Below are 19,965 nucleotides of genomic sequence, written 5' to 3' on the forward strand. Positions count from 1 at the left end.
ACGCTGATTGTCTGCTTTATAGGGGAGGCTAATTTAGCCTCCCCTTTCTGCGTCTAAAGCAGTCGATTCTTACAAACCCGCTCTAGGTGCTTTGCAAGCTTGAAGGGGTCGGCTACACTCAGCGACTTACCGCCACCTTGCGGTTATTTTTTCGCTACGTTTTTCGATTCTGTTTTCGATACCCTGCGAGTCGATATCGCCGCATGTTTAAAGGATTTACCCGTTTATTACACAGCCCGGGAGAGCACTTGAAATCCCTGCTCGATTCCTCAGAGAGCACCACCAATGCTCTATGCCCCCGTATTATTCCGCGCTCCGAGCATCCTGTTTCTCGTCAGCAGATCAGTGAGGCCGCTTTAAAGGTACTCTATCGCCTGAATGGCGCTGGGTTTGATGCCTACTTAGTCGGCGGCTGCATTCGTGATGCATTACTGGGCAAAATGCCCAAAGATTTTGACGTCGCCACGAATGCTACGCCGGAACAAGTACGGGATCTTTTTCGCAATTCACGGCTCATTGGTCGGCGCTTTCGCATTGTGCATGTGCGCTTTGGCCGCGAAGTCATTGAAGTCACCACCTTCCGTGGCAAGCCCCAGGACGAGCACGGCGATCACATCGCTCAGCAGTCTGATGACGGCCTGCTGTTGCGTGATAATGTGTGGGGCAACATCGAAGAAGACGCCTTACGCCGTGACTTCACCGTAAATGCGCTGTACTACAACATCGCTGACTTTACGATTCACGACTTTGCTAACGGCGCACAGGACATTAAGTCGCGTACGCTGCGCCTCATTGGCGACCCAGTTACCCGTTATCGGGAAGATCCAGTGCGCATGTTGCGTGCCGTGCGTTTTGCAGCCAAGCTTGGTTTCACCATCGAGCCAGCGACTGAAGAGCCAATGTATGATCTGGCGCCGCTATTACTGCAAATTCCTCCCGCCCGCTTGTTTGATGAAGTACTCAAACTGTTTATGTCGGGACATGGTCTTATTACCTTCCGTCTGCTAAGCCATTACAACTTATTTGGCATGCTATTCCCTGAAGCAGAAGAAGCGATGGCAGATGCCGCCTGGGCTGAAGACCTGATTGAGCAAGCACTCGCCAACACCGACAAGCGCATTGCGGAAGATCGTCCGGTGACGCCCGCTTTCCTCCTCGCCGCCTTCTTATGGGCACCGGTAGCGCATCGTCAAGCAGAGCTTGAGAAAGATGGTATGCCTGCGATTCCCGCGCTACAGACCGCCGCACAGCAGGTCGTAACACGCCAGTTGCAGCATATTTCAATTCCCAAACGCTTTGGCATGCCGATGCGTGATATCTGGGAGCTGCAAGCTCGCCTCCCCTTGCGTCGAGGCAAACGGGCATTTCAAACCCGCGAGCATCCGCGCTTTCGCGCCGCTTATGACCTTCTGCTACTACGCGAACAGGCAGGTGAAATTCCACGCGGCCTAGGCGATTGGTGGGATGCTTTCCAGCAGGGTGACGAACATGAGCAGCGACGCCTGTTACAAAAGGTAGGCAGCGATCCAGCCAGCCAAGGCGACCGCCGTCGCAAAAAGCGCCGCAAACCACGCAAAACAGAGCAGTAATCAGTGAGCGATGCGATGACACTTGCTTACATCGGGCTAGGCAGCAATTTGGACGATCCTATTAGCCAGATACGCCACGCGCTGAGCGAGCTTGGCGAGCTGCCGCTTTGTCAGTTGGTAGCAACGTCATCCTTGTACACAACAAGACCTGTAGGGCCGCAAGATCAGCCCGACTTTATTAATGCGGTGGCCGCCCTCGAGACCAAGCTCTCACCGCTTGCACTGCTTGACCAACTTCAAGCACTAGAGCAGCGACACCGCCGTCGGCGACTGCAACACTGGGGGCCGCGCACGCTGGATTTAGACCTTCTGCTTTACGATCAAGAGATGATTAAGCGCCCTAGACTGCAGGTTCCGCACCCTTACATGCACGAACGCGCCTTTGTACTCGTTCCCCTTGAGGAACTGGTGTCTACTGCAAAACACAAGCCAATTATGCTTCACCATCAACCACTTACCTATTGGCTCACGCACCTGGATCAACATGAGATACAGCGATTAGACGACGCAGATGTTTCCACCAGTGCTACCGTCTGACACAAATCTCGACACCACGCCCTCATTCAGGTAACAATTGCCGGTTACGCCACTTAGCGCAAGCAAGGATGCAGCGTTAACAATGGCCGGCTGCCTATGTTGCATCGGCCCCACGTAGAAAATGAGAGCACGCCATGAAAACCGTCACCCTGAGCACTCTGCAGGCGTATAAACGCGCCGGCGAAACGTTCAGCTGTCTGACCGCTTACGACGCATCCTTTGCCCATGCTGCCAGCGATGCTGGCATTGATGTTCTGTTAGTAGGCGATTCCTTAGGCATGGTCTTACAAGGCCATAGCAGCACGCTTCCTGTGACCATTGATGACATTTGCTATCACACACGCTGCGCGGCACGTGGTAAAAGCCATAGCCTGCTAATGGTGGACTTGCCGTTTATGAGCAACGCCACCACGGAGCGCATGCTAGAGGACTCTGCCGCATTAATGCGCGCTGGAGCAGAGCTAGTAAAAGTTGAAGGCGAAGCGTGGATGGCTGACGGCATTCGAGAACTGACTCGCCGCGGCGTTCCGGTATGCGCACACTTGGGGCTAACACCGCAAACCGTTTACCAGATAGGCGGCTATAAAGTTCAGGGCCGTGAAGCAGCGCAGGCGGAGCAAATTATTAACGATGCCAAAGTGCTCGTTGAAGCAGGTGCCTCAGTGATTCTGCTTGAGTGCGTACCGGCAAGCCTTGGAAAGGCGGTTACTGACGCCTTAGACGTGCCAGTCATCGGCATTGGCGCTGGCCCTGATACTGATGGCCAAATCCTAGTGATGCATGACGTATTGGGCGTCACCCATGGCCGTACACCGCGCTTCGTCAAAAACTTCATGGCTGACGCTGACAGTATCCAGAGCGCCTTTGAGCACTATCATACGGCAGTCAAAACCCGCGCATTCCCTGCCCCTGAGCACTGCTTTTAAGCATGGCTTTCAAATTCAAAGCACTGTTTAAAGGTTAATGTAACGTCTGTGAGCAATAAAGAACCCTCTATGCGCACTTTGCGAGATATTAACGACCTCCGCAGTATGCTCCATGAGCACCGCCAGCAAGGCAAACGCATTGCCCTGGTGCCCACCATGGGCAACCTGCATAAGGGGCACTTGGCACTTGTCGCCAGTGCCCGACAGCACGCGGATATCATCGTTTCCAGCTTATTCGTGAACCCGATGCAGTTTGGTCCAGATGAAGACCTCGATGCCTACCCGCGCACGTTTGAAGCGGATCAAGCGCAGTTGAAAGACGCGGGCTGCGATATCCTGTTCGCCCCCACGGTGAGTGCGTTGTACCCTAATGGCTTGTCTGCTCAGACCCGCGTACATGTCCCCGAAGTAGGCGAAGGCTTATGCGGCGGTTCGCGCCCTGGACATTTTGACGGCGTATCGACCGTGGTCAGCATGCTGTTTAACCTGGTACAGCCGGATGTCGCCTGTTTTGGCGAAAAGGATTATCAGCAGCTTGCGGTCATTCGTAAGCTAGTAAGTGACCTGCACCTGCCAATTAACATCGTCGGTGTGCCCATTGTGCGTGCCGATGACGGGTTAGCGCTCTCCTCTCGCAATGGTTATCTAAGTGAGCATGAGCGCGCTATCGCACCGGTGCTTTATCGCACCCTGTGCGAACTACGCGATGCACTTGAGCAAGGCGCATCCGCCGAACAGGTACTACAACAGGGCAAGGCAGCGCTGTATGATGCCGGCTTTACGCCAGACTACCTGGAACTGCGTGACACAACGCTTGAGCCGTTAAGCAGCTCGACACGCAGTGCGGTGCTGTTAGCAGCGGCTAAGCTTGGCCCTGCTCGGCTAATTGACAACCTCAGCGTGCAGCTGCCAAACACTGCCTCTGACGCTAGCAAATAGGCTAGTCTCGTTATTTAGGAGCTTCTATGCACACCATCATGCTCAAAGCCAAGCTACATATGGCGCGCGTTACCCACGCGGTACTTAACTATGAGGGCTCTTGTGCCATCGACGGCGACCTGTTGGATATGGCAGGTATCCGTGAAAACGAACAGATCCAAATTTATAATGTGGAAAACGGAGAACGATTCACTACCTACGCGATTCGTGGCGAGGAAGGCTCTCGGTTAATTTCCATCAATGGTGCAGCGGCTCATTTAGCCTCACCGGGCCATCGCATTATTATTTGCAGCTACGCTCACTACTCAGAGGCAGAGCTAGAAAATCACCAACCTGCGCTGGTCTACCTGCAAGAAGGCAATCACGTTAGCCACACCAGCAATGCGATTCCTGTACAGTTAGCTTAAGCCAAGCAGTTGAGTAAGCAGCTATTTAACGGGCCGTTGATCGGCCCGTTTTTATTTGCCTAAAAAAGCGTATTGCCGCAACGCACAACCTTCCCCTATGCTGATAGGTAAGTTTGACACAACATGCTAATAATAATGGATAGGCAACTCCCTGCTGGAGCTTCTATCCTCACTAGGAACGTTGCGTTACTTACCCAAGGAGTCATCATATGCAAGACGTGGTTATTGTCGCAGCTCGCCGCACCGCCGTAGGAAGCTTTGGAGGATCACTCGCTGGCATTCCGGCAAGCGATTTAGGTGCATTGGTTATTAAAGACATTCTCGCCTCTACCGGCGTTGCCCCAGAGCAAATTGATGAAGTATTGCTCGGCCAAGTACTCACCGCAGGTGTCGGCCAAAACCCCGCCCGTCAGGCGGTTATCAAGGCTGGCTTACCAGAGTCAGTGCCAGCCATGACCATCAACAAAGTGTGTGGCTCAGGCCTCAAAGCTCTGCATTTAGCCACGCAAGCCATTCGCTGTGGCGACGCAGAGGTTATCCTGGCCGGGGGCCAGGAAAATATGTCCGCTTCCCCCCACATCCTGCCTAACTCGCGTAACGGCCAGCGCATGGGTGACTGGAAAGCGATTGACTCCATGGTTCATGACGGCCTGTGGGATGCGTTCAACAACTACCACATGGGTATTACTGCTGAAAATCTGGCGGAAAAATACAGCATTACCCGCGAAGCAATGGACGAATTTGCCGCTGCCTCACAGCAAAAAGCAGCACAGGCTATCCGCGATGGCAAGTTCAAAGGCCAGATCGTCCCCGTGGAGATTCCGCAGCGCAAAGGCGACCCAGTCGTGTTTGATACTGACGAGAATCCGCGCGAAGTAACAGCGGAGAAACTCGGTGGTATGCGCCCTGCCTTCAAAAAAGACGGCACTGTTACCGCCGGTAACGCCTCCTCATTAAACGATGGCGCGGCTGTGGTGATGCTTTGCTCAGCAGAAAAAGCCAAAGAACTTGGCCTAGAGCCACTGGCGCGTATTGCTGCTTATTCTAATGCTGGCGTTGACCCAGCCATCATGGGTATTGGCCCGGCACCGGCCACTCGCCGCTGCCTCGAAAAAGCTGGCTGGAGCTTGGACGACCTCGACCTAGTAGAGGCTAACGAAGCCTTTGCTGCTCAGGCACTTTCAGTCAATAAAGAGCTAGGCTGGGATGTTAGCAAAGTGAATGTTAATGGCGGTGCTATTGCACTAGGTCACCCGATCGGCGCTTCTGGCTGTCGTATCTTGGTTAGCCTACTGCATGAGATGATTGCGCGTGATGCCAAGAAAGGCCTCGCTACCCTGTGTATCGGCGGCGGCCAAGGCGTTGCGCTGGCGATTGAGCGCCCTTAACCACCCTTTCAATACGCTTAAACGTCATGCCCCCGCTAAAGAGCGGGGGCATTTTCTTAACGCCTCACCGCGATTTTTCACCAACCACACTGGCTGGCGTGCGTAGCACCAACAACGCGCCCAACATGAATAGCCCCGATGCGGCCCACATGGCAATCGGCAGGCTAGTGCCATCGACAACACGCCCACCCAGCATTGCCCCAAGACCAATCGACATATTGAAGGTAAACGCCATCAAGGCCGTGGCGGCCTCGGTATTCGGTGCTGTACGTAGAATCCAGGTCTGAATACTCACCGACACACTGCCAAAAACAGCCCCCCACATCATTAATAGCAGCACGCCACTGGTGGGCTGGACACCTAATAACGGAAACGCCGCAACGACCAGTAATAAAAGACTAGGAATAGCCAACACCGCGCGGTAAGGATGTCGTCCTGCAAACGCACCTGCCGCTATATTGCCCATGATGCCCGCTGCCCCGTATAGCAGTAGCAAGCTGCCAACATGGCGTTGAGCAACACCGCTAATATCCTGCAGAATGGGGCTAATAAAGGTGTAAGCAGCAAAGTGCCCCACGACAACAAATCCCGTAGTTAGCACCGCGACCCGCACACCACGATTGCTAAACTGCTGCGCTAGCACCCTCAACCTCACTGGCTCTCTTGGCGGCAATGGTGGTAACCAACACCACAGCGCAATGGCAGTTAAAAGGCTTAGCCCACCCAGCGCACCGAACGCCACACGCCAGTTGCTCAGGTCCCCTAGCAGGGTGCCTAAGGGCACTCCCAATACCGAGGCGGCGGCCACACCCCCGAAAATAATGGTCATGGCCTTGGCAACTTGATCGCTGGGCACCAGCCGCGGGGCAATACTGCCCGCAATGGCCCAAAATCCGCCAATGCTAATCCCCACCAATACGCGAGCTGCCAATAACAATCCAAAGCTACCCGCCACTGCTGAAAGCGCGCTCCCAATCACCATGACTATCATCATTAGCGTGAGCATGATGCGTCTATCTAACCGTCCTACCGCTACCGGTAACAGCGGTGCTGAAAAGGCTGCGACCACCCCTGGGACAGTGACCATCAGGCCGGCCACACCAGGTGTGACGTCCATCGATAACGCCACCTGGGACAGTAGCCCGATAGGGAGTTGCTCAGCAGTCACCAATAAAAAAATGCCGATCATCACGGCCACCACCGCCCACCAGCGCGGCGCTTGCTCCTGCTCCATGCTCTTTTCTCTTTTTTGGTTTACTGCCTACCAAACGACACCGCCCCCGCAACAAGAAGCTGCGGGGGCGGTTACTACGTCTGGATCACTAACTAGTCAGCGACATCCGCCTCGGCAGCGGCAAACGCTGCTTTCTCTTCCTCGGTGATCTCTTTGATTGAGAGCTTCACTCGGTTGCGGTTGTCGATATCCAATACCTTCACAATCACATCATCACCTTCATTTAAGAAGTCGCGCACGTTGTTAACGCGCTCGGCAACAATTTGCGATATGTGAACCAAGCCATCGGTACCCGGCATGATGTTGACGAAAGCACCGAAGTCCGCAATGCGCACGACTTTACCGTTGTAAAGCTTACCAATTTCCGCCTCTGCGGTAATTGCCAGCACGGTATCGATCGCTTTTTTGGCTGCGGCTTTATCTTCAGCGTAGATGCGAACGGTGCCATCATCATCCAGATCAATAGAGGCGCCAGTATCTTCGCAAATTTTACGAATCGTCGCGCCGCCTTTACCAATCACATCACGAATCTTATCCGGATCGATTTTGATCGTAGCCATGGACGGCGCATTTTCCGATACATCGGTACGGCTTTGACTGATCACATCGTTCATCTGAGCTAGGATACTAAGGCGAGCATCATGAGCCTGCTGCAGCGCCTTTTCCATGATCTCTTCATTGATGCCTTCAATCTTAATGTCCATCTGCAGGGCGGTCACACCCTCTTCAGAACCGGCAACTTTGAAGTCCATATCGCCCAGGTGATCTTCGTCACCCAGGATATCGGTCAATACTGCATAGCCGTCTTCATCTTTCACCAAGCCCATGGCAATGCCTGCCACCGGTGCTTTTAATGGTACACCAGCATCCATCAGTGCAAGCGAGGAACCACATACCGACGCCATGGAGCTAGAACCGTTAGATTCAGTGATTTCCGATACCACACGGATGGTATAGGGGAAAACGTCTTCTGACGGCAGCATCGCTTGAACGCCACGGCGAGCTAGACGGCCATGGCCAATCTCGCGACGCTTTGGACCACCCATAAAGCCTGCTTCACCAACGCAGTAGGGAGGGAAGTTGTAGTGCAGCATAAAGCGGTCTTTACGCTCGCCTTCCAGAGACTCGATCAGCTGCGAGTCACGCAGAGTGCCCAAAGTAGCAATGGCAATGGCCTGGGTTTCTCCACGGGTAAACACTGCCGAACCGTGTGTCTTAGGCAGTACGCCCACCTCAATCGCCAGAGGACGCACAGTGGCGTTGTCGCGGCCATCAATACGAGGCTCGCCTTTGACGACACGAGAGCGTACAACGCGCTTTTCAAGGCCAGCAAAGGCACCTTTCACGTCATCTTTGCTGAACTTACCTTCTACTTCTTCGCCTTCAGCGGCGGCCAACTGTGCAACCGCTTCATCTTTCAGCGCTGACAGCGCATCTTGACGAGCCATTTTGTCAGTAATGCGATAAGCATCGCCTACCTTGGCTTCAAAGGCATCGGCCATGGCGGTTTTCAGCGCTACATTTTCTTGAGCTGGCTGCCAATCCCAGCGCGGTTTGCCAGCTTCCGCGACCAGCTCTTTAATCGCGCTAACAGCTACCTGCATTTCCTGATGACCAAACAGCACGGCACCCAGCATTTCATCTTCAAGCAGCTCCTGAGCTTCCGACTCCACCATCAACACGGCGTTTTCGGTACCGGCAACCACCATGTCTAGCTCTGAGGTAGTCAGCTCTTCAACCGTTGGGTTTAGGAAGTAGCCCTGCTCTTCATTAAAGCCCACACGTGCCGCGCCAATCGGGCCGTTAAACGGCACACCGGCAATACCCAGCGCTGCTGAGGTGCCCAATAGGGCTGCGATATCGGGGTCATGATTACGGTCAGTCGACAGAACAGTACAGATCACCTGCACTTCGTTCATAAACCCTTTAGGAAATAGCGGACGGATCGGACGATCAATCAAACGCGAGGTAAGGGTTTCTTTCTCTGTAGGACGCCCTTCGCGCTTAAAGAAGCCACCAGGGATCTTGCCCACTGCGTAGGTTTTCTCTTGATAATGTACTGAGAGCGGGAAGAAAGGCTGGTTTGGATTCGCTTCTTTTTTCGCCACAACCGTACACAATACAACGGTTTCATCCATGGTCACCATAACGGCGCCCGTGGCTTGGCGAGCGATACGCCCAGTTTCTAGGGTGACGGTGCTACGACCGTATTGAAACGTTTTTTTTACCGGATTCACGGCGACTTCCTTTAACATTAATATCTACTTGTCTTTTCGCTTGGGTCGTTTTGACTCGCCACCATTCTAGGCGCTGTAGCGTCATACGGCTACCAGAAACAAAAAAACGGGCAGCCCACAAGGGGCTGCCCGTTTTTGATCGTTGCCGTTAACGATTAACGACGCAGGCCTAAACGCTGAATCAGAGACTGATAGCGTTCAAAATCTTTGCGCTTCAGGTAATCCAACAGCTTACGACGCTGGTTTACCATGCGGATCAGACCACGACGAGAGTGGTGATCCTGCTTGTTGGTTTTGAAGTGGTCCTGCAGGCCATTAATGTTGGCGCTTAGCAGTGCAACCTGAACTTCAGGGGAACCGGTATCGTTATCGCCGCGGCCGTATTCGTTGACGATCTCGGCCTTCTTCTCAGCGGTTAATGCCATCTGTCTCTCCAGTAAGCAATATGCCTAAAATTGAATGGGTGAGACCACGCATATTTGCAGTCTCATGCAACTATCTTCACGTACAATTTTCGCGCAAATCGCTACATCCTTGCAACGTTTTACGAGATAGCGACGGTACTTAACAATCGCTTAGGTGCCACTTCCTGGGCACTTTTTACAACGCCAAGGCCGATAAACGTCTCAGCGTAATAAAGTCTTGCCAGCGTATCGGGCGCGAGCGCACCGATCGTTAAGCTCGCCGACTGACCATGAGCAAGACGCCCATAAGCCGTTTCATCCACCGTCAGCGCGGGCAAATGATCGACCAGCACATCCGCGGGCATCAGTTCAGCCTCACGGTTGGCTTGACTTGCCAGTGCCTCAAGGCCTTCCAGTGTCCACATACTGTCGCCGCTAAAAGGTCCCGTTTTGAGTCTCCTTAACTGGCTAATGTGGGCACCACAACCTAACGCCTGGCCAATATCTTCAGCCAAGGTACGAATGTACGTGCCTTTGCTACAGCTGACCTCAAGTTCGAAAGCTGTGCCCTCGAAGGCAAGCAGCCGCGCATCATACACGCTTACTCGCCGCGCTGCACGCTCAACGTGCTTACCTTCGCGGGCCAGCTCATAGAGCTTTTTCCCCTGGTGCTTCAATGCCGAATACATTGGCGGCACTTGATCGATCTCGCCGCGAAAGCCGGTTAAGACTGACTCAACATCCTCGGCCGTTAAGCTAGGGACCTTGCGCTGCTCAATCACCGTGCCCTCAGCATCGCCGGTGTCGGTGATCACACCCAGCTCTACGCGGGTGTGATACATCTTGTCGGCTTCCAGCAGGTGCGCGGAAAACTTAGTAGCTTCACCCAGGCAAATCGGTAACAAACCTGTTGCCATGGGATCCAGCGTGCCAGTATGACCGGCTTTTTGCGCCTCAAACAAACGACGCACACGCTGCAGCGCATGGTTGCTGGAAATGCCCTTCGGCTTATCCAGCAGCAGTACGCCGTTAACCGGTAATCCACGGCGGCGACGTGCCATTAACGCGTCCCCTCACCATTTTCGTTTTCGCTACCCTCCTCATCATCCTGCTGACGAGCGCGGTCAGTTGATACCGCTTCCTCAATCAATGATGAGAGGTGCTGGCCGCGCACGACGCTTTCATCGTAATGAAAGCGTAGTTCGGGTACGTGACGCAGCTTAATACGTTTGGCAATTTGGCTTCTTAGAAAACCTGCAGCGCGCTTTAGCACTTGTAGATTTTCCTTGATACGCGCGGGATCTTGCTCACCCAATAAAGTGACATAGATATCGGCGTAGCCAAGATCACGGCTGACGGTTGCACCGCTTACCGTAATCATCCCCAAACGCGGGTCTTTCACTTCGCGTTGGATCAGTACCGCCAGCTCCTTTTGGAGCTGGTCAGCTACTCGGTCGGTACGCTTAAATTCGCGCATGATTGCTCCTCGCGGCCTTACAGGCTGCGCTCGACCTTCACTTGGTCGAAGACTTCGATCTTGTCGTTGACCTGAACATCGTTGTAGTTCTTCACGCCGATGCCACACTCCATACCGTTACGCACTTCTTGAACATCATCTTTGAAGCGGCGTAGCGATTCGAGCTCACCTTCGTAAATCACCACGTTGTCACGCAGTACGCGGATACGCTTGCTGCGCGATACGGTGCCTTCGACAACCATACAACCAGCCACCGCACCAATTTTCGGCGCACGGAATACGTCGCGCACTTCGGCCACGCCCACGATCTCTTCTTTCCACTCGGGAGCAAGCATACCGCTCATCGCCTGCTTGACCTCATCGATCAGCTGGTAGATGACGCTGTAGTAGCGCAGATCCAGACCTTCACGTTCGATGATTTCACGAGCAGCAGCGTCAGCACGGACGTTGAAGCCGACAACAATCGCTTCAGAAGCAAGCGCCAAGTTGGCATCGGTACCAGTGATACCACCAACACCCGAGGAGACCACGGCAACTTCAACTTCACCCGTGGAGAGTTCTTCCAAGGCACCTTTGATCGCTTCCAGCGAACCTTGAACGTCGGCTTTCAGAACAATGTTGACCTTGGCCACTTCATCTTGGCCCATCTGGCTGAACATGTTCTCCAGCTTGGCCTTCTGCTGACGCGCCAGGCGTACTTCGCGGTATTTACCTTGACGGAAGTTAGCCACTTCACGTGCTTTCTTCTCGTCGGCGACAACCATGAAGTCATCACCCGCATCCGGCGTACCATCCAAACCTTGGATTTCTACCGGCATCGCGGGGCCAGCGGTGTCCACTTGCTTGCCCAGTTCGTTGGTAAGTGCACGAACGCGACCATAATGCAGGCCAGCCAGAACGATATCGCCTTTCTTCAGCGTTCCGTTTTGTACGAGTACAGTGGCTACCGGACCGCGGCCTTTATCAAGACGCGATTCGACAACAACACCTTTACCGGGCGCCGAGGGCACCGCCGTTAGTTCAAGTACTTCAGACACTAGCTGAATGGCTTCCAGCAGCTCTTCGATACCTTCGCCGGTATGTGCGGAGACATGCACAAACTGAGTATCGCCACCCCACTCTTCGGAGATCACGCCGTGCTGAGAAAGCTCGTTCTTAATACGATCCAGATCGATGCCCTGCTTGTCGATCTTGTTCACCGCCACCACCATGGGTACTTCAGCAGCTTTGGAGTGCTCGATAGCCTCAATGGTCTGGGGCATCACGCCGTCGTCCGCAGCAACGACCAGGATAACGACGTCTGTCGCTTTAGCACCACGGGCACGCATCGCGGTAAACGCCGCGTGGCCGGGGGTATCCAGGAAGGTAACACCGCCGTGGTTGTCTTCCACGTGGTAAGCACCGATGTGCTGGGTAATACCGCCCGCTTCGCCAGTGGCGACTTTGGCGCGACGGATGTAATCCAGCAACGATGTTTTACCGTGGTCAACGTGACCCATTACGGTGACGACCGGTGAACGGGTGATCTCTTCGCCTTCATAGGAGATGCCTTCCAGCATTTCCGTTTCCAGCGCATCATCTTTCACCAGTTTGACCTTGTGGCCCATCTCTTCCGCTACGATCGCCGCTGTATCCTGGTCAATCGTTTGGTTGATGGTCACTGCCGCGCCCATGTTGAACATGGCCTTAATCACTTCATTGGCCTTGATCGACATTTTGTCGGCCAGATCAGCAACGCTGATCGACTCAGGGATCGACACTTCACGCACGATCGGCTGAGTCGGCTTCTGGAAAGCGTGCTTGCCGTTGCCACTCTGGTTGGCACCACCACGGCGACCACCACGGCGTTCGGCACGCTTCACTTTCTTACCGCCGCCACCGCGTTTACGCTCTTCGCGATCGCCACGGTCCTCATCGTCATTACGGCCTTTCTTCTTCGCCGCTGCTTTTTTAGGCGGCGCGGTACGACGATCAGTACGGCCTTCTTTCGGTGGTGCAGGCGGTAAGTCGTCAGGAGCCGGTGTGTCGTCGATCTGAAGTTCAGGCACGGCAATATTCGGCACTTCAGCCGCTTTTGCCTTGGCTTTTTCTTCCTCAGCTTTGCGTGCAGCGTCTTCTGCCGCTTTCGCTTTCGCCGCCGCAACCTTCTCTTCTGCTTCGCGGACATCACGAGCTTTACGCTCGGCTTCCGCTTCCGCCATGTCGCCTACCAGCTGACGTGGACCCGAATGCTTGGGCTCAGGAGCTTTCGGCTTTTCGTCTTCAGCACTCTTGACGTACGTTTTCTTCTTGCGCACCTGCACTTCGATGGTTTTACCACGTTCGCCGGTTTTAATACGGCTACGGGTTTTGCGGGTCAGTGTGATGCGGTTTTTGCTTGCATCACTGTCACCGCCGCCATGGCTTTTCTTCAAAAAGCTGAGCAATATTTGTTTGTCTTCTTCAGACACTGCGTCGCCTTCTGACGCGTGCTTTAAACCAGCATCTTTCATCTGTTCCAATAGGCGGGGCACATCACGGCCCACCTTTACTGCAAAATCTTTAACTGTCATATCTGACATAGTGACCCTCCTCAGCCCGTGACCTGTTTACTGTGTGTTCGAATCCGATACGCCATCGTCTTCAAACCAGGGCGCACGGGCAGTCATGATCAGTGCCGCTGCGCGCGCTTCGTCCAACTCCTCGATATCGACCAGATCGTCGACAGACTGCTCGGCGAGATCTTCCATGGTGACAATGCCCCGGCTAGCCAGAATGAAGGCCAGGTGGCGCTCCATACCGTCCATATCCAGCAAGTCTTGTGCTGGCTGAGCACCATCTAGCGCTTCCTCCGAGGCAATAGCCATCGTCAGCAGCTCGTCTTTCGCTCGTGCACGCAGCTCTTCCACCAAATCTTCATCGAACTCTTCGATTTCGAGCATTTCTTCCAGCGGCACGTAGGCAACTTCTTCCAGGGTGGTAAACCCTTCTTCTACTAATAGGCGGGCAACATCTTCGTCCACTTCTAGGTGCTGAACGAAGGAATCCACCAGGCTATCAATTTCCTGCTCACGCTTAGACTCAGCTTCATCTTCAGTCATCACGTTGATACGCCAGCCGGTTAGCTCAGAGGCCAAGCGCACGTTCTGACCACTACGGCCAATGGCCTGAGCCAGATTATCCTGAGCAACGGCGACGTCCATTGCATGAGCATCTTCGTCAACTAGGATAGACGCCACATCGGCAGGAGCCATGGCATTAATCACCAACTGAGCGGGGTTGTCGTCCCACAGCACGATATCAACACGCTCATTCTGCAGCTCTGACGACACCGCCTGCACGCGAGACCCACGCATACCGACACATGCCCCAACAGGGTCAATACGGCGGTCGTTGGTCTTAACGGCGATTTTGGCCCGTGAGCCCGGATCGCGCGCCGCGCCTTTAATTTCAATTAGCTGTTCGGCAATTTCCGGCACTTCAATTTTGAACAGTTCAATGATGAACTCAGGACAGGTACGTGACAGCTGTAGCTGTGCACCGCGCGCCTCTGGATCAACCTTCACCAACAATGCGCGTACCCGCTCATTCATACGGTAGCGCTCACCGTGGATCATTTCGTTACGCGGCAAGAACGCTTCGGCGTTTTCACCTAGGTCAATGATCAGGCCATCACGTGTCGTCTTTTTGACAATACCCGCAACCAATTCGCCTTCACGGTCGGCGTACTGACGAACGACTTCAGCACGTTCGGCTTCACGCACCTTTTGGACGATGACCTGCTTTGCCGTTTGCGCAGCAATACGGCCAAACACAGCGTTTTCAATTTTGTGCTCAACCACATCGCCAAGCTTAAGCGGCGGATCACGCTGCTCGGCAATGGTCTCTTTAATTTCGTAATCTGGCGTTTCGAATTCGTCGTCTTCGACCACGGTCCAATAACGAAACGTGTCATAATCGCCAGTACGACGATCAATATGCACGCGCACGTTGGCTTCTTCTTGATCAAAGCGCTTACGTGATGCGCTCGCCAATGCGGCTTCTACCGCTTCAAAAATAACATCGCGGGGGACGCCTTTTTCGTTAGAGATCGCGTCCACGACCATTAAAATTTCTTTACTCATGCGTTTGCCTCGCCAGAAAACCTGTCCTTTTGTGCATCATCCCGGCAGCCTGCCGGAAGGCGCCACCCGTTTATTCGTCGAACTGCGGGACAACATGCGCAGAATCGATGCTTTCAATAGGAAAGCAGTACTCTTCGCCATCCAGTTGTAGCAGTACTTCATCCCCTTCAACACCAGCGAGAAGACCTTGGTACTTACGCCGTCCGTCAAAAGCCGTGCGCAACTTGAGCGCAACATGATGGCCTTGATAACGAATAAAGTGATCCAGGGTATATAAGGGGCGCGCCATGCCGGGCGATGAAACTTCCAGTCGGTATTCACCGGGAATGGGGTCTTCGACGTCCATGATGGCACTGACTTGGCGACTAATATCAGCGCAGTCTTCCACGCTGACGCCGCTTTCGCGTTCGATATAGATCACCAGCCGCGAATGCTTGCCCTGGGAAATATGGTCGACACCCCACAGTTCAAACCCCATGGCGGCTACGACAGGTTCAATCAGCGCGTGAAGCGCAGCGTGTTTTGTGGCCACAGACAAAGCTCCTATAGCCGTTGCATCAGGCACCTGGCCAGGAGTTGAGTGAAAAGCTAGGTGGCTGATTGGCGTTACCCGGAAATGTGTCTCTGGCAACTCGGAAGACATCCGCTCTTGAGACACTCTTGGCTCGCGAAAAGCTACTAACAAAAAGCCCCTTCACAGGAAGGGGCTTTTCGAAAGAAACCTGTAATACCACTTTAGCAACATGCTGCGAGCGTATCGCTGGATGAATATAGGAAACAACGGTATATTCAATCACTTTCATGCTACTAGAAGATGGTAGCGGGGACCGGATTTGAACCGATGACCTTCGGGTTATGAGCCCGACGAGCTACCAGACTGCTCCACCCCGCATCAATCTAGGTCGACGATAATAGACACTTGAACCACTTTAGTCAAGGACTCTTTTTTCGTCTCAGGTGCCAACCCCTACTTTCTTTTACAAAAGCTTCTTTGGCTAAAACTCTGGGAAGCTGGCGAGCCAGCGAAACAGATGGTGCCGAAGGCGGGACTTGAACCCGCACGACCATACGGTCACTACCCCCTCAAGATAGCGTGTCTACCAATTCCACCACTTCGGCATCAGGGGAGACTAAAGGAAGCGACATCAATATGTTACTCGCTGCTTTCCTCTAGCACTGGCGCGGTATTATCCATACTTGCAGGACTGTCGTCAAGCGTTGGAATGTTGCGCTGCTGCTCGATAAGGAGAGAGTCTGGGATACCTGCTTCTGGGGCTTGGCCCGCCTGGGTTGCAAAGTACGCTAACGCCATTGAGGTAACGAAAAAGCTCGCCGCCAAAAATGCTGTCGTACGGGATAAAAAATTACCGCTGCCCCGCGACCCAAAGACCGTTTGCGATGCGCCGCCACCAAAGGCAGCACCTGCATCGGCTCCTTTCCCCTGCTGTAGCAGAATGAGCACAACCAAGGCGACCGCAATCACCACGTGAACCATAAGAATTGCAACTTGCATGGAATTATCCTGCTGACTGACAAATGGCGTAAAATTCATCGGTTTTGAGCGAAGCACCGCCCACTAAACCGCCGTCGATATCCGGCTGGGCGAGTAGCTCAGCCGCATTGCTTGCATTCATACTGCCGCCGTAAAGCAGCTTAAGCTGTTCGGCCAGCGTTTTATCAAACCCTGCTTGGTAGGCACGAATACCAGCCATGACTTCCTGGGCCTGCTCAGGAGTAGCGGTTCGCCCCGTACCAATTGCCCATACGGGCTCATAGGCAATGACCACCTTCAATCGTTGCGCTGGCTCTAAGCGCGCCATCGCATACCCCACCTGACGAAGCACGACATCCATGGTGCTGCCCGCATCTCGCTCTTCTAGGGTTTCGCCAACGCAAAGAATAGGCGTTAGGCCAACATCAAGAGCCGCTACCAAACGGTCAAACACCTGCTCATCACGTTCTTGATAAAGCTGACGACGCTCGGAGTGACCTGCCAACACATAGGACACACCAAACTCTTTAAGCATACGCCCACTAATTTCGCCCGTGTGTGCGCCCGAGTGTTGCGGATTGAGCGTTTGCGCCCCCAACTGCAGCGGCGTGTTTTGGAAGGCATTGCGTGCAGCTTCCAAATAGGGAAACGGCGGAATCACCACAACATCAACATTAGCAGGCAGCTTAGCCGCCTCGAAGGCGTCTCCAAATGCTTCAATCAACGCTGCGGAACCGTTCATCTTCCAGTTACCGGCAATTAATGGCGTACGCATCGATTATCCTCACTCAAGGTGGAGCGAAATGGTATAGGAGCGGCCTTGTCAAGACAACCGCTGTGATATACACAACGTCATTTGCAAGCCGCTTTATTAGACAGACTAGCCAAGCAGCTCTTTTACCTGCTCCGCAAGTTTACTGGCTAAGCGATCCACATCGAGGTGGGCGCGACCCTCGACCATCACACGAATAAGCGGCTCGGTACCTGATGGACGAAGCAGAACGCGCCCCTGATCACCCAGCTCTGCTTCAAGTGCTGCGACCGCTTCTTGTAGTGGCTGAGCCCCCATCACGTCCTTAGCATTCGTACCTGCAGGCAACCTTACATTAATTAATGACTGCGGCACTTTTTCCAGACCTTTGAGCAACGTAAGTAGCGGCTTTCGCTCACGCACCATCAGCGCCAATACCTGCAACGCTGACACAACGCCATCACCCGTCGTTTGAACATGCCCACAAACAATATGGCCTGACGATTCACCACCCAGCTCCCAGCCATTGGCAGCCATCATTTCCATCACAAAGCGATCACCTACCTTGGCGCGCTGAAAAGGAATCCCCAGCCTTTCTAGCGCCATGGCAAGACCAAAGTTACTCATCAACGTACCGACGACGCCACCCTGCAGCAGACCGCGCTCATGACGGTCTCTGGCAATCAAATATAAAATATCGTCGCCATCTACCTCTCGGCCATCGGCATCTACCAACAGAACCCGATCACCATCACCATCAAAGGCAATGCCTAGATCAGCACCCTGCTGAATTACTGCCGCACGTAGCGCGGCCGGATGAGTAGAGCCTACGTGGTGGTTGATATTTAACCCGTCTGGGGCCGCACCAATAACGCTAACATCAGCACCCAGCTCACGAAAAACGTTAGGCGCAATGTGATAGGTCGCTCCATGGGCACAATCCAGTACAACTTTTAACCCATGCAGACTCAAGCGATCAGGCAGTGTGGACTTACAAAATTCTATATAGCGCCCAGCCGCATCATCAATACGTGTTGCCTTACCCAACTGAGCGGCGCTGGCCGTGGTCAGCGGCGCATCGAGCATCGCCTCGATACGATCCTCAATTTCATCGGGTAGCTTTTTGCCCTCAGCAGAAAAGAACTTAATGCCATTATCGTCAAAAGCGTTATGAGACGCCGAGATAACAATACCGGCGTCTGCCCGAAAGGTGCGGGTTAAATAAGCAATGCCCGGGGTCGGCATTGGCCCCAAAAGCGAAACATCAACGCCTGCGGCGGAAAGACCTGCCTCAAGCGCGGACTCAAACATATAGCCTGAGATCCGTGTGTCTTTACCAATCAGAACCCGTGTACGGCCTTTTTCACGGCGCAGCACCTGACCTGCTGCCCACCCAAGCTTGAGCATAAAATCAGCGGTAATCGGCGATTGACCCACTGTGCCACGAATACCATCAGTACCAAAATAACGTCTTGTCATGAAGTGATTTCCTTATTCATTGGCGTTTCACAGCCTTCTTGAAGCACCGCCCAGGCCATATTAACGGCATCTACCGTAGGGCCAACATCATGGACACGCAAAATATTCGCACCGCGCTCTACGGCCATGGCCGCCAACGCCAGCCCGCCTGACAAACGCTCTTCTACAGGGCGGCCAAGCACTTTACCTATCATGCTTTTGCGCGACATACCAACCAATAACGGAAGCTCTAGCGCTTGTAAAGCATCCATATATTTCAGTAAGCGCAAATTGTGCTCTATGGTTTTACCAAAGCCAAAACCAGGATCGATAAGCAAACGGTGGCGACGAAGTCCCGCTGCGTCACAAGCTGCCACACGCTCTGCCAGGTAAGCGGCAACAGCATTTTCTACTGGCTGGTCGTAACTGGGCGACTGCTGCATATCTTGCGGCTCCCCCTGCCGATGCATCAAACACACCGGCAAACCACTGTTGGCCGCTGCACCAAGTGCGCCTTCGCGCTCGAGCGCGCGCACATCATTAATCATACCAGCACCTAACGCGCATGCTTCTCGCATCACCTCAGGACTACTGGTGTCGACCGAAACAAGCGCATCCAATTCGCGCACCAACGCCTCAATCACGGGCGCCACGCGATCTAACTCCTCTTGCGCAGACACAGGGCTGGCACCAGGGCGAGTCGATTCCCCCCCCACATCGATCATTGCGGCACCTTCAGCCAGCATACGCTCAGCATGACGCAGCGCGCTATCCAGCCCAATATGCTGCCCACCATCAGAAAAAGAGTCAGGGGTAACATTGAGGATACCCATTACCCTGGGGAACGAGAGATCTAGCGAGTGACGTCCACAACGCAAATGAAATGCGCTATCCGCGTCCCGCAATGAGGGTGAAAATTCATCGATCGGTTTCATGTTGCGGCCTGATAAAAAAGAAAACATGACGGCTTAATTTATACACAGCATAACAAAAAGGCGCCCCGTAATGGGGCGCCTGCAACGA

At 53.8% G+C, this 19,965-nt stretch carries 18 protein-coding genes and 2 tRNA genes; 6 read left to right on the plus strand and 14 right to left on the minus strand.

The annotated features are described in order from the left end of the window. The first annotated feature begins 203 nt into the window (after nucleotides 1–203). The 6 genes from pcnB to HZS79_RS12750 all read left to right on the plus strand — a co-directional run bounded on the left by pcnB (nucleotide 204) and on the right by HZS79_RS12750 (nucleotide 5,786). The gene (gene pcnB, locus HZS79_RS12725; RefSeq protein WP_179928079.1) at nucleotides 204–1,589 is read left to right on the plus strand and encodes a polynucleotide adenylyltransferase PcnB; all 1,386 of its coding nucleotides are present in this window, start codon (nucleotides 204–206) and stop codon (nucleotides 1,587–1,589) included. Nucleotides 1,590–1,604: 15 nt separating this feature from the next. Beyond that, on the plus strand, nucleotides 1,605–2,126 hold the full coding sequence (gene folK, locus HZS79_RS12730) for a 2-amino-4-hydroxy-6-hydroxymethyldihydropteridine diphosphokinase (protein ID WP_179928080.1): 522 nt from the start codon (nucleotides 1,605–1,607) through the stop codon (nucleotides 2,124–2,126). A gap of 134 nt (nucleotides 2,127–2,260) precedes the next feature. After that, on the plus strand, nucleotides 2,261–3,052 hold the full coding sequence (gene panB / locus HZS79_RS12735) for a 3-methyl-2-oxobutanoate hydroxymethyltransferase (RefSeq protein ID WP_179928081.1): 792 nt from the start codon (nucleotides 2,261–2,263) through the stop codon (nucleotides 3,050–3,052). Between the two features lie 69 nt (nucleotides 3,053–3,121). After that, on the plus strand, nucleotides 3,122–3,991 hold the full coding sequence (gene panC, locus HZS79_RS12740) for a pantoate--beta-alanine ligase (RefSeq protein ID WP_179928082.1): 870 nt from the start codon (nucleotides 3,122–3,124) through the stop codon (nucleotides 3,989–3,991). 26 nt (nucleotides 3,992–4,017) lie between these two features. Further along, on the plus strand, nucleotides 4,018–4,398 hold the full coding sequence (gene panD / locus HZS79_RS12745; protein WP_058578292.1) for an aspartate 1-decarboxylase: 381 nt from the start codon (nucleotides 4,018–4,020) through the stop codon (nucleotides 4,396–4,398). Between the two features lie 209 nt (nucleotides 4,399–4,607). Next, on the plus strand, nucleotides 4,608–5,786 hold the full coding sequence (locus HZS79_RS12750; protein ID WP_162218812.1) for an acetyl-CoA C-acetyltransferase: 1,179 nt from the start codon (nucleotides 4,608–4,610) through the stop codon (nucleotides 5,784–5,786). A gap of 64 nt (nucleotides 5,787–5,850) precedes the next feature. Here HZS79_RS12750 and HZS79_RS12755 read toward each other — a convergent pair whose 3' ends face one another. The 14 genes from HZS79_RS12755 to folP all read right to left on the minus strand — a co-directional run bounded on the left by HZS79_RS12755 (nucleotide 5,851) and on the right by folP (nucleotide 19,877). Then, a complete protein-coding gene (locus HZS79_RS12755) occupies nucleotides 5,851–7,020 on the minus strand; it encodes an MFS transporter (protein WP_162218811.1) in 1,170 nt (389 codons plus the stop codon). Between the two features lie 92 nt (nucleotides 7,021–7,112). Next, nucleotides 7,113–9,275 carry a polyribonucleotide nucleotidyltransferase gene (gene pnp, locus HZS79_RS12760; RefSeq protein ID WP_162218810.1) on the minus strand — a complete coding sequence of 721 codons (2,163 nt, stop codon included), beginning with the start codon at nucleotides 9,273–9,275 and terminating at the stop codon, nucleotides 7,113–7,115. A gap of 137 nt (nucleotides 9,276–9,412) precedes the next feature. Beyond that, on the minus strand, nucleotides 9,413–9,682 hold the full coding sequence (gene rpsO, locus HZS79_RS12765; protein WP_009723734.1) for a 30S ribosomal protein S15: 270 nt from the start codon (nucleotides 9,680–9,682) through the stop codon (nucleotides 9,413–9,415). A 119-nt stretch (nucleotides 9,683–9,801) separates the two neighbouring features. After that, nucleotides 9,802–10,722 carry a tRNA pseudouridine(55) synthase TruB gene (gene truB, locus HZS79_RS12770; protein WP_162218809.1) on the minus strand — a complete coding sequence of 307 codons (921 nt, stop codon included), beginning with the start codon at nucleotides 10,720–10,722 and terminating at the stop codon, nucleotides 9,802–9,804. After that, nucleotides 10,722–11,138: a 30S ribosome-binding factor RbfA gene (gene rbfA / locus HZS79_RS12775; RefSeq protein ID WP_162218808.1), complete on the minus strand. Its 417-nt coding sequence runs from the start codon at nucleotides 11,136–11,138 to the stop codon at nucleotides 10,722–10,724. The genes truB and rbfA overlap by 1 nt, the downstream gene beginning before the upstream one ends. Before the next feature lie 17 nt (nucleotides 11,139–11,155). Continuing rightward, complete coding sequence (infB, locus tag HZS79_RS12780) at nucleotides 11,156–13,699, minus strand: translation initiation factor IF-2 (protein WP_162218807.1); 2,544 nt, start codon at nucleotides 13,697–13,699, stop codon at nucleotides 11,156–11,158. Between the two features lie 27 nt (nucleotides 13,700–13,726). Next, nucleotides 13,727–15,241 carry a transcription termination factor NusA gene (nusA, locus tag HZS79_RS12785; RefSeq protein ID WP_162218806.1) on the minus strand — a complete coding sequence of 505 codons (1,515 nt, stop codon included), beginning with the start codon at nucleotides 15,239–15,241 and terminating at the stop codon, nucleotides 13,727–13,729. Between the two features lie 70 nt (nucleotides 15,242–15,311). Continuing rightward, nucleotides 15,312–15,773: a ribosome maturation factor RimP gene (rimP, locus tag HZS79_RS12790; protein ID WP_162218805.1), complete on the minus strand. Its 462-nt coding sequence runs from the start codon at nucleotides 15,771–15,773 to the stop codon at nucleotides 15,312–15,314. Nucleotides 15,774–16,056: 283 nt separating this feature from the next. Further along, nucleotides 16,057–16,133: transfer RNA gene (locus HZS79_RS12795), tRNA-Met, on the minus strand. 140 nt (nucleotides 16,134–16,273) lie between these two features. Continuing rightward, nucleotides 16,274–16,360: transfer RNA gene (locus HZS79_RS12800), tRNA-Leu, on the minus strand. 34 nt (nucleotides 16,361–16,394) lie between these two features. Next, on the minus strand, nucleotides 16,395–16,754 hold the full coding sequence (gene secG, locus HZS79_RS12805) for a preprotein translocase subunit SecG (protein WP_162218804.1): 360 nt from the start codon (nucleotides 16,752–16,754) through the stop codon (nucleotides 16,395–16,397). A 4-nt stretch (nucleotides 16,755–16,758) separates the two neighbouring features. Then, nucleotides 16,759–17,508 carry a triose-phosphate isomerase gene (tpiA, locus tag HZS79_RS12810; RefSeq protein WP_162218803.1) on the minus strand — a complete coding sequence of 250 codons (750 nt, stop codon included), beginning with the start codon at nucleotides 17,506–17,508 and terminating at the stop codon, nucleotides 16,759–16,761. Between the two features lie 105 nt (nucleotides 17,509–17,613). Further along, on the minus strand, nucleotides 17,614–18,963 hold the full coding sequence (glmM, locus tag HZS79_RS12815; protein ID WP_162218802.1) for a phosphoglucosamine mutase: 1,350 nt from the start codon (nucleotides 18,961–18,963) through the stop codon (nucleotides 17,614–17,616). Then, complete coding sequence (folP, locus tag HZS79_RS12820; protein WP_202932395.1) at nucleotides 18,960–19,877, minus strand: dihydropteroate synthase; 918 nt, start codon at nucleotides 19,875–19,877, stop codon at nucleotides 18,960–18,962. The genes glmM and folP overlap by 4 nt, the downstream gene beginning before the upstream one ends. Nucleotides 19,878–19,965 lie beyond the last annotated feature (88 nt).

It is taken from the genome of Vreelandella zhaodongensis, assembly GCF_013415115.1.
Classification (GTDB): domain Bacteria; phylum Pseudomonadota; class Gammaproteobacteria; order Pseudomonadales; family Halomonadaceae; genus Vreelandella; species Vreelandella zhaodongensis.

Coding starts and splice junctions, on each gene's coding strand:
- tpiA (WP_162218803.1), bottom strand. CDS start 17,508: ATGCGTACGCCATTAATTGCCGGTAACTGGAAGATGAACGGTTCCGCA.
- rbfA (WP_162218808.1), bottom strand. CDS start 11,138: ATGCGCGAATTTAAGCGTACCGACCGAGTAGCTGACCAGCTCCAAAAG.
- panD (WP_058578292.1), top strand. CDS start 4,018: ATGCACACCATCATGCTCAAAGCCAAGCTACATATGGCGCGCGTTACC.
- truB (WP_162218809.1), bottom strand. CDS start 10,722: ATGGCACGTCGCCGCCGTGGATTACCGGTTAACGGCGTACTGCTGCTG.
- infB (WP_162218807.1), bottom strand. CDS start 13,699: ATGTCAGATATGACAGTTAAAGATTTTGCAGTAAAGGTGGGCCGTGAT.
- rpsO (WP_009723734.1), bottom strand. CDS start 9,682: ATGGCATTAACCGCTGAGAAGAAGGCCGAGATCGTCAACGAATACGGC.
- HZS79_RS12750 (WP_162218812.1), top strand. CDS start 4,608: ATGCAAGACGTGGTTATTGTCGCAGCTCGCCGCACCGCCGTAGGAAGC.
- panB (WP_179928081.1), top strand. CDS start 2,261: ATGAAAACCGTCACCCTGAGCACTCTGCAGGCGTATAAACGCGCCGGC.
- folK (WP_179928080.1), top strand. CDS start 1,605: ATGACACTTGCTTACATCGGGCTAGGCAGCAATTTGGACGATCCTATT.
- secG (WP_162218804.1), bottom strand. CDS start 16,754: ATGCAAGTTGCAATTCTTATGGTTCACGTGGTGATTGCGGTCGCCTTG.
- panC (WP_179928082.1), top strand. CDS start 3,122: ATGCGCACTTTGCGAGATATTAACGACCTCCGCAGTATGCTCCATGAG.
- nusA (WP_162218806.1), bottom strand. CDS start 15,241: ATGAGTAAAGAAATTTTAATGGTCGTGGACGCGATCTCTAACGAAAAA.
- pcnB (WP_179928079.1), top strand. CDS start 204: ATGTTTAAAGGATTTACCCGTTTATTACACAGCCCGGGAGAGCACTTG.
- HZS79_RS12755 (WP_162218811.1), bottom strand. CDS start 7,020: ATGGAGCAGGAGCAAGCGCCGCGCTGGTGGGCGGTGGTGGCCGTGATG.
- pnp (WP_162218810.1), bottom strand. CDS start 9,275: ATGTTAAAGGAAGTCGCCGTGAATCCGGTAAAAAAAACGTTTCAATAC.
- glmM (WP_162218802.1), bottom strand. CDS start 18,963: ATGACAAGACGTTATTTTGGTACTGATGGTATTCGTGGCACAGTGGGT.
- folP (WP_202932395.1), bottom strand. CDS start 19,877: ATGAAACCGATCGATGAATTTTCACCCTCATTGCGGGACGCGGATAGC.